We start from the raw sequence: 7,831 nt of genomic DNA on the forward strand, positions 1-7,831 counted from the left end.
AAGCGGGTGGCGTACGTGCGGGTGTCGGCCGCGGATCAGAATGAGGCGCGTCAGCTCGAGGCGGTTGGGGAGTGCGATCAGGTCTACGTGGAGAAGCAGTCGGCTCGCTCTCGTGCTGATCGGGTGAAGCTCGCCGAGTGCATCAGGTACCTGCGCGATGGTGACGAGCTGGTTGTCGCGTCGATGGACCGACTCGCCCGGTCTCTGGTCGACCTCAAGCAGATCGTTGGTGAGATTACAGCCAAGGGCGCGAGCGTTGAATTCGTCCACGAGCGGGCCGTCTACGCCGCCGGTGCCCAGGATCCTCGAGCAGATTTGATGCTCTCGCTGCTCGGGGCGTTCGCTGAGTTTGAACGGGCCATCATTCGCGAACGCCAGGCCGAGGGGATCGCCATCGCTAAGGCAAAGGGCAAGTACAAAGGACGCAAACGCGTCCTGACCGACGAGCAGATCGACAAGGCCCGCGCCCGCGTCGAAGCGGGGGAGGGGCCATCGGCGATCGCCCGCGATCTCGGAGTCGGGCGCTCCACGCTGTACCGCGCCCTCCAGCCTCACACGCCGTGACCGCCGATGAGCGGTCTCGTTGCACTGTTCAGGGCCCTGCGGGCGAGGGAGTGGCCGATACTGGGGCGGTGACCGAAGTTCATCTGAAGGGCCGACTGGTGTGTCGCGACGAGCGCGAAGCCGCTCTGGTCGCCGATCATCTACTGCGTCACATCGAGCTGACGCGAGCTGAGCAGGGCTGCAGGTCGTTTACTGTGACCCCAACCGAGGATCGTCTGGTGTGGCGCGTCGAGGAGGTCTTTGACGACGCCGCCTCGTTCCGCAGGCATCAGGACCGAGTTCAAGGCAGTGCGTGGGGGGCAGCCACCGCAAACATTGAGCGCGACTACTCCATCACGGGGATCTGACTCGATATGACTGTCGCAGAAGCCGGCACGGCCGCGGTGATCCCGCTGGCCTACGACATCGTGTGGCTACTCGTCGTCTTGGTGTGGCTGCTAATCCCGATCGCGATCGCCGTCACGGAACGGCGTCGGGGAGCGTCGTGGCCCGAAACGTTTCTGTGGTTCATGGTGGCGTTCCTGCTGCCAGTCGTGGGGCTGATCGTCTGGGCGCTGTACCGAACAGTCGGCGCGAGACGGGCAACCTCACGTTAAGTATCGCGCCATCAGGAGTTACGAGGGCTGGATCCCGTGTCGGACCGCCAAACAGTACTCATGGAAAGACGCCATCGAGCGTGCAATGGGCGGGCGGGTAAGTGAATGGACTGGCGACCGTCCCACAACCAAGGAAATGAGAGAGCGAGCGCCATACCGATGCATCGGCGTCCCTCGTAGCGAGAGGCGGGTAGGACTCTCGGCATCGTTTGGCGGGTTGTCGCGGCTTCCGTTGGCGAAGAAGACTGATGGAACGGGCCCTCTTCGGGAGCCGGCCTAGTTCTGTCCGTTGAGCACGGTGTCAAGTGAGAAGTTGGAGCTGAGCGAGATCCTCATAGAAGAAACTGGTGTCCATCGACTCAGTGTGGGTGCCTCGTGGCCCGAGTGTGTCCTCTCTGAACACTGCGACTTCGCCCCAATCGTGAGATGATCGGTTGCATGGCTTTACTGCTGCGACCACCACAATACCGTGACGAAGTAACACTACGACGCATTCACGAACAACTGCGTCGAGATGACTTTACCTTCCTACCGATGGAGGGAACCTGGGACGAGTTTCTTGAAAGAGTCGATCGAGAGGCATCCGGAATTGAACTTCCGCCGGGTCGCGTTAGAGCCGAGTTTCTCGTCGCTGAAGTTAACGGGGTCCCGATCGGGCGCGTATCGATTCGCCATCAGCTCAACGACTATCTCCTCACATTCGGCGGACATGTGGGGTACGCCGTGGCACCGGAACACCGTCGGCGTGGATACGCTACCGAAATCCTACGCCAGTCCATCGCACGGCTGCGAACTATCGGGGTAGAACAAATACTAGTGACGTGTGACAAGAACAACAGCGCATCGCGAGCCGTAATTGAGACCTGTGGGGGCCAGCTCGAAAGAATCAGTACTACCGAAGGTAGAAGCACATGTCGTTACTGGATTTCAGCGAACTCCCACCATTGCCCCGGTGATTCAATTGGATCTAGTCGTTTCAGGGTTTAGCAGCGCGAGTAATCCCGCAAGGACCGATAGCGCGCTAACCACGAGTACGGCGCCAGCTGGCCCCATCACGGCGACCGCAGACGACACAATTGGTGCACAAGCTAGAGCAATCAATCGTCCAGATGTCGCCCTCGTCGCCAACACGGTCGCACGAGTTCCCTCTGCAACACCTTTATTCATAATCACATCGTAGTAAACGAATGCCGCTCGGTAGATCCAGAAATATAGGACAGTAGCTGCAGCCTGAACTGGCCACAATGGCAAATAGAGAATAGCGAACCACAAGAGGGGCGGCACAGCTATTGCTACTGGCAACAGCCAACGTTTCCGATCGAATGAGCTAAGCAGTCCGCTAATTCCGGATTGGACTACCAGAATAATCACGAAAATAAGACCGAACACAATACCCGTCGCAAACTCTGACGACAGTACGGGCCCGGAACGATTGATGGCCAGTTGCCAGTACTGGATTGCAATCTGGAATCCGGCGTATAAAATTCCGCCAACGAGCAATGGTGCCAGGACGCCGCGATGTGAATCCCTGAGCGTCCTAATCATCAAGCGCAATGTACGTACCGTTCCATCCGCCTCTGCCTCAGGCAAAGGTGGGAACTTAGCTGAGTACCATACGTATGACGTGAAAATAACCAGGCAAGCCGCAGAGGCAATCAACCACGTTGTAGTGGGTGCAATGCCGTAAATCAATCCGCCAAGGCCGGCAGATACAGCCATTGCTCGGAACTCAAAGTTATTTAAACGGCTGATATCTTGCGCCAGATTATCTGATTCATTTCGGTTATTGTCTTTATGATGGGCAATCGATCTGTCGACAAACTCCGCGTGCAAAGCGCCCGCCATCAGCGCCAACGATAATGCATTGCATAACTCCGCAACGTACAAGGTTGGAATATTAGTAGAAACGGCAGTCAGGAGTAACCATAATGCGCCCAGGATAATTGCGATTGCTATTGGCCATCGTCGACTAACTCGATCAGATATCCAACCGAGCGGGACTTGGATTACTAGCATTGTGCCCGCTTGGAAGGCCTTCAGATAGAATACATGCTCCGGCTGCACCCCCTTGCTTACAAGGTAGAGCGCACTTGTCGCGCCGATGAACATTCGAGCTGCCCCAAAGGCGGCGCTCACGTACAGAACAACCCGAGCCGACGCCCCATTAGACAGCTGCCTTCTATGACGCGAGGTTCGCAAATCTGCTGTTCTAGTCGAACTGTTGTGTTTCAAAGTATAGACCAGTCTTATTTAATCCAATTCGGCGATTGAGGCTTACGGGCGTGGCGAAACCGCCTAGATAGCACAGTATGTCGTCGACCGCCAGTCCAGATGCGACGAGATTGGTCCAAGCGTGGCTCGGCGCTTGCGTCTTAGCTTTAGGGGCGGGAGGTGCGTGTTCACTGCGATCCACATGCTCAGTCGAAGACTGCTTTGCGATGAATGAACTGCCGCTATTCCATCCAGGCGACCCGAGTGCGGGCACCACCATGGGGCCGATTACCGGCATGTCGCAAACGTAACCGACTGGAAGATAGGGGAGCCCTCGACGAAGAGCAATTCGGTCTAGCCATTCAATTATCTGCGGCGGAGAATCCGCGCTCAATGCCGCGAAGTCACAATGCGGCAATGCTTCCGCAAGGACGTCCTCGTCAGTGATATCTGCGTGAATAACTCGCACTTCCGTGACGCTATTGAGATTACGAAGCTCCCGCGCCAACACATCGATTTTTGGGAGTCCAACATCGGCTTCTCGAAACATTATTTGGCGAGTTAGATTTGACTCTTCGATAGTGTCACAGTCGATTAGGGTAATATACCCGATACCAGAACTCACTAACGCCGAGGACAGGATATTGCCTATCCCTCCGCATCCTATTATTGCTACGTGCGCGGCGGAGATTCGTTCTTGCGTTTCGCTAGGATTGCCACCAGCGTAATTGTAGTAGAGTTTTGGTCGGTCGTAGCGGTCTGAAGGATCCCGGTCTTCGGTCATTGTCAGGTGCGCAGATGTGAGGATTCCGATAACGTCCCGCTTCTCAGTCTCGGTCCCATCTGTGTTTCGTAGGGCATTGGTGAGCTGCGCCTTCGATAGGCCACCCGAACGAAGAGACTCAAGAACTCCTACCGCGGCAGCAGTTAGAGTTGGTGGCAATGTGCCAGGTATAACTTGTTGTTTCGTTCCCCCGCATACGTAAAGATCGGCACCAATCCAACCCCAAGATACGTATGGAGCTAACGTTAGTAGTTTGTTCTCGACATTAGGGTGTGTATCTGAACTGATGGACATGCTGCCTTTTGTTAGACGGGGGCTTTATTTGGAATGGCAATGCCGATGCTCGACGCCGAAAGGGCGTCGAGCATCGGCACGTCTACATCAATTGTGGTGGTCGAAGTTCATTTCCATCTCCTTTCGTGTTGGACTGCCGTCACGGTAGTCATATCCGTAAGTGGGTGTCAATAGAGACATTGTTGAAATGTACATGGCATTGTCCGGATTTAGGGCAGCATTCAGTAGGCAGTCTGCTTTTACGCATGATCTAGCTGGCTCGAGTAGTGCCCGTCCGCCTATGTGTGGAGATCGCACATCAGGTCCTGCGCGCTCACTAGCGCATTCCCTCGGGTCGCTCGGAGTGCGAACGCGCGCGCTAGCGAGAGGCGGGCGGCGAGCTTTGTTCACGCCGTGTGGGACGAAGGTGAGTAGTGGCGATCGATCGAAACAACTCGCGCGTCAAGACGACGTGCGGCGAAAGCTTAGTAGGGCCACCGCTGGATTCGATATGAGGCGAGCCTGGCCCTCCAAGGGGGCTGCACTCGGATTCGTGCAGGAACCAACGCAAGATTCACGTCCGTGCCTTTCCGTTCAGGTACCTGTGTGCGAGGTACACGTTGAGCAGACGCGAGAGCGTCAGGTATCGGACTCGGTAGTGATTGTCCAGGCATCTCCGCGACCTCTTGGGGCCCGAGAATGTGTGCCAGAACTATCTCTCCCATACCGTTGCGCACCAGTCCCGGCCTCTCACCGGGTTCCCTGAAATCCGCGCTGGGCGTGGATGACCGCTCTCGGGCCGCACAGTACCATGCGGGCTTGGTGGTGTGGTGGGAAACCGCGTGTCCCGGTGAGGAACTGAGACACAACATTCACTGCTCAACGTCTGGACTTCGTGAGTGCCGGACCGCTCAGACGACGAAGCGAACGACTCCGCACGTTATATGAGATGTGTGCTTGGCGGTGATGGCGTAGACTGAGGGCACAACGGGCCGGATACCGGAACGTTGCCAGCCGAGGGCTCCCGCGAGGGGGCCCTCGTTTATGTCAGGGTCTCCAGGTCCGTTGACGGTGAGTGTCCTGGTAGATGAGCCCAGCGAGCCTGTCGGTGACGGCCTGGGCTCGAGGGTGTTGGGTACGGACTGCTTGCGCACGGTGGTGGATGTAGACGGCCATGTCCGCGGCTTGCAGGCCGGGTGTGTGCCTGGAGTCGGCGAAGTTGATGGGTGCGGAGATGTTTTTCAGGCGACTGGGGCGGTAGCCGCCGGTGCCGAAGTCTTGGTAGGCGCTGAACTGGTCTTGGTGTTCTGCGCTGGTGGCGATCTCGTCGGCGATGATGATCGCTTGCTCGCCTGCGCCGTGCCGGGCGGTGTAGTTGTCGATCTGTTCGAGGAGGTGCCTGAACACCACGGTGTGTGGTTGTTGCGGGTACCGGTAGCGGGCGTTGAGGCGTCTGACGTCGACGCCTTCGAAGAGGTAGCGGACGCCAGCGTGTTGAGCAGCCCGTAGGACGGCGGTGTAGAGGCCCGCGGCCTCGCGATGTTTGCCGCGAAGGGCGGCCCAGTCTCCTGCCCCGCCCATGATCTCGTGTCCGTGGAACTCTGCGGCGAGCTTGGTCCCGTGCTGTGCGGACGTTCGCTCTGTGATGTGGGCGTAGAGCTGGTGTAACTGTTCCCACCGGTCGTACTCGGCTATCGCCGCCCCGATGTAGTAGAGCTCCTGGTCGTAGGACTCGTCGACGTAGGCGATCAGCACGTGGTCCATGGTCGCACTCGCCTCTGGCGGACCAGACAGGACAGGCTCGGTCGCATCGACTGGGCCTGTCCCTATGCCATCTTGTCCAGCGCTTGTTTCGCGCCGATCGTCGAGACGTAGACGGTCGCCCAGGCGACGGCCCCCAGGAGCGCTTCCCCGAGGTCGAGAAGTGACGTCCACGAGAGCAGTACAAGCCCGACCCCGCACGCGAGCGCCAGTGCACTGCCGGCCTCGGCGACGCGCAATACGTCGCGGCGCGGCTTGGCTCGAAGGGCTGCCCAGGCCCACCCCCGGGCGCTCCAGCCCACAGCGCCGATCAGCACACACATGATCGCCGCCGTCACGATTACCACTCGTCCGACATCTTCCATCGTCAACTCCTGTCTCGAGGTGTACGTGCAGACCATAAACCCGAGTCATGCCGCGCCCGCCGTCCTCGAAGGCGGAAGCCCGGCGGCGCCGTCGTGGTCAGCGCTCGATCCTCGACAGGGACGCGGGCATCGACTATTCTGGGAAACACGGGTAACGTAGTCAGTTGCCGGTTACTCGTTACCCACGTTGAGGGAGGCGCCACGATGGCGACGTCGGAGAAGATCGCCCACGCCTACGGCACGCTGGTCGCGCGCGGCGACAAGATCACCGTCCGGGCCGTGCAGCGCGAGGCGGGGGTGCGGATCGGCGAGGTGGCGGCGTGGATGCGTGAGCACGCGTCCGCGACGGCGGGGGATGTGCCGGAGGCCCCGGACTTTTCGGAGTCCATGGCGGCGATGGTGCAGTCGGTGTGGGCTGCCGCGTGGACGCACGCGGCCGAGCAGGCCGACGAGGCCGCCGCCGTGGCCCTTGATGCCGCCCGGGCCGGCGAAGCTGACGCCCTCGCCGCCGCCGAGCAGGCCGGCGCCGACAAGGATGAGGCGGTCGTCGCCCGTGACAATGCCGTCCGGGCGTTCGAGCAGGTCCGTGGTGACCTTGCTGCGACCCGGGATCGGCTCGCCGAAGCCCGGAAAGAGGCCGAGAATGCTCGCGTGCGTGCGGACGAAGCCGACCGCGCCCGGCACCGCGCCGAAGCCGCCTCCGACACACTGCGAGAAGTCCTCGACTCGCTGCGCGGGCGAGACGACCGCGAGGACCCATCGTGAGGGGCCGGTATGTCTGAGCTGTCAGTCATGCTTGATGGGCGCGCCAAGGCAGGAGGAGTGAGATGAAGCGAAACTTCGTGCCGGCTAACGACAGGACGCCACTGCGGATGCTGGTGAAGGAGAACGCACAGCGGATCGTCGAGGCCCGCGGGGGATTGCGTCGGATCGTTGCCAGCGACGACTACTCCGCTGTGCTGTACGGGTCACATCTGCACCCGGAGCGCTTGGACTCCAGTAGGCCAAATATCGTCGTCGAGTGCCATAGTGGCGAGTGGTTTGGCCTCGATCCCTCGCGCTTCAATGTCGGCTACGGTGGCTCCGGTCCGAGTGATACGCGCGACACGCTCCAACTCATTGGAGTGACCGCAAGGGCAGCGAATCAGATCGCTCACGCCACCTACAGTGACCTCACCTTTGATGCCAACGGCAACATCGTAGACTCCAGTTCTCTCTCAACACACGCTCTAACCCCGGTGATTCACGGGGATCTGCGGATCGCTGGGTGAAAATAG

The 7,831-nt window shown here is 59.5% G+C and carries 10 protein-coding genes and 1 riboswitch; of the genes, 6 read left to right on the plus strand and 4 right to left on the minus strand.

Annotated features, from left to right (window positions below; all coding sequences use genetic code 11):
• The 4 genes from DCI01S_RS15410 to DCI01S_RS18215 all read left to right on the plus strand — a co-directional run.
• Positions 1 to 564, plus strand: a 564-nt coding sequence (locus tag DCI01S_RS15410; RefSeq protein WP_156482630.1) for a recombinase family protein, incomplete at its 5' end; no start/stop codon positions are given.
• A gap of 68 nt (positions 565 to 632) precedes the next feature.
• A complete protein-coding gene (locus DCI01S_RS15415) occupies positions 633 to 911 on the plus strand; it encodes a putative quinol monooxygenase (RefSeq protein ID WP_061230041.1) in 279 nt (92 codons plus the stop codon).
• A 6-nt stretch (positions 912 to 917) separates the two neighbouring features.
• A complete protein-coding gene (locus DCI01S_RS15420) occupies positions 918 to 1,160 on the plus strand; it encodes a hypothetical protein (protein WP_061230042.1) in 243 nt (80 codons plus the stop codon).
• Between the two features lie 438 nt (positions 1,161 to 1,598).
• On the plus strand, positions 1,599 to 2,147 hold the full coding sequence (locus DCI01S_RS18215) for a GNAT family N-acetyltransferase (RefSeq protein ID WP_082767871.1): 549 nt from the start codon (positions 1,599 to 1,601) through the stop codon (positions 2,145 to 2,147).
• Here the strand turns inward: DCI01S_RS18215 and DCI01S_RS17365 are convergent.
• The 4 genes from DCI01S_RS17365 to DCI01S_RS15430 all read right to left on the minus strand — a co-directional run bounded on the left by DCI01S_RS17365 (position 2,118) and on the right by DCI01S_RS15430 (position 6,554).
• Entirely contained in the window at positions 2,118 to 3,005 is an 888-nt protein-coding gene (locus tag DCI01S_RS17365) for an MFS transporter (RefSeq protein ID WP_156482631.1), read from the minus strand. The genes DCI01S_RS18215 and DCI01S_RS17365 overlap by 30 nt on opposite strands.
• Positions 3,006 to 3,369: 364 nt before the next feature.
• On the minus strand, positions 3,370 to 4,449 hold the full coding sequence (locus DCI01S_RS18220; protein ID WP_082767869.1) for a ThiF family adenylyltransferase: 1,080 nt from the start codon (positions 4,447 to 4,449) through the stop codon (positions 3,370 to 3,372).
• A 600-nt stretch (positions 4,450 to 5,049) separates the two neighbouring features.
• Positions 5,050 to 5,236: riboswitch (cobalamin riboswitch) on the minus strand.
• A 239-nt stretch (positions 5,237 to 5,475) separates the two neighbouring features.
• Complete coding sequence (locus DCI01S_RS15425; protein WP_061230043.1) at positions 5,476 to 6,192, minus strand: DUF3800 domain-containing protein; 717 nt, start codon at positions 6,190 to 6,192, stop codon at positions 5,476 to 5,478.
• Positions 6,193 to 6,254: 62 nt separating this feature from the next.
• Positions 6,255 to 6,554, minus strand: a complete 300-nt coding sequence (locus DCI01S_RS15430) for a hypothetical protein (RefSeq protein ID WP_141764133.1) — start codon at positions 6,552 to 6,554, stop codon at positions 6,255 to 6,257.
• A 204-nt stretch (positions 6,555 to 6,758) separates the two neighbouring features.
• Here DCI01S_RS15430 and DCI01S_RS15435 point away from each other — a divergent pair, with 204 nt between their 5' ends.
• Positions 6,759 to 7,319: a DNA-binding protein gene (locus DCI01S_RS15435; protein WP_061230045.1), complete on the plus strand. Its 561-nt coding sequence runs from the start codon at positions 6,759 to 6,761 to the stop codon at positions 7,317 to 7,319.
• A gap of 62 nt (positions 7,320 to 7,381) precedes the next feature.
• The gene (locus DCI01S_RS15440) at positions 7,382 to 7,825 is read left to right on the plus strand and encodes a hypothetical protein (RefSeq protein ID WP_141763926.1); all 444 of its coding nucleotides are present in this window, start codon (positions 7,382 to 7,384) and stop codon (positions 7,823 to 7,825) included.
• The last annotated feature ends 6 nt before the right edge of the window (positions 7,826 to 7,831 follow it).

Source organism: Dietzia cinnamea NBRC 102147 (assembly GCF_001571065.1).
In the GTDB taxonomy this organism is placed as follows: Bacteria; Actinomycetota; Actinomycetes; order Mycobacteriales; family Mycobacteriaceae; genus Dietzia; species Dietzia cinnamea.

What these genes read in the sequence shown, in the direction of transcription:
- DCI01S_RS15435 (WP_061230045.1), top strand. Translation starts at nt 6,759, where the DNA reads ATGGCGACGTCGGAGAAGATCGCCCACGCCTACGGCACGCTGGTCGCG.
- DCI01S_RS15440 (WP_141763926.1), top strand. Translation starts at nt 7,382, where the DNA reads ATGAAGCGAAACTTCGTGCCGGCTAACGACAGGACGCCACTGCGGATG.
- DCI01S_RS18220 (WP_082767869.1), bottom strand. Translation starts at nt 4,449, where the DNA reads ATGTCCATCAGTTCAGATACACACCCTAATGTCGAGAACAAACTACTA.
- DCI01S_RS15430 (WP_141764133.1), bottom strand. Translation starts at nt 6,554, where the DNA reads ATGGAAGATGTCGGACGAGTGGTAATCGTGACGGCGGCGATCATGTGT.
- DCI01S_RS17365 (WP_156482631.1), bottom strand. Translation starts at nt 3,005, where the DNA reads ATGGCGGGCGCTTTGCACGCGGAGTTTGTCGACAGATCGATTGCCCAT.
- DCI01S_RS18215 (WP_082767871.1), top strand. Translation starts at nt 1,599, where the DNA reads ATGGCTTTACTGCTGCGACCACCACAATACCGTGACGAAGTAACACTA.
- DCI01S_RS15420 (WP_061230042.1), top strand. Translation starts at nt 918, where the DNA reads ATGACTGTCGCAGAAGCCGGCACGGCCGCGGTGATCCCGCTGGCCTAC.
- DCI01S_RS15425 (WP_061230043.1), bottom strand. Translation starts at nt 6,192, where the DNA reads ATGGACCACGTGCTGATCGCCTACGTCGACGAGTCCTACGACCAGGAG.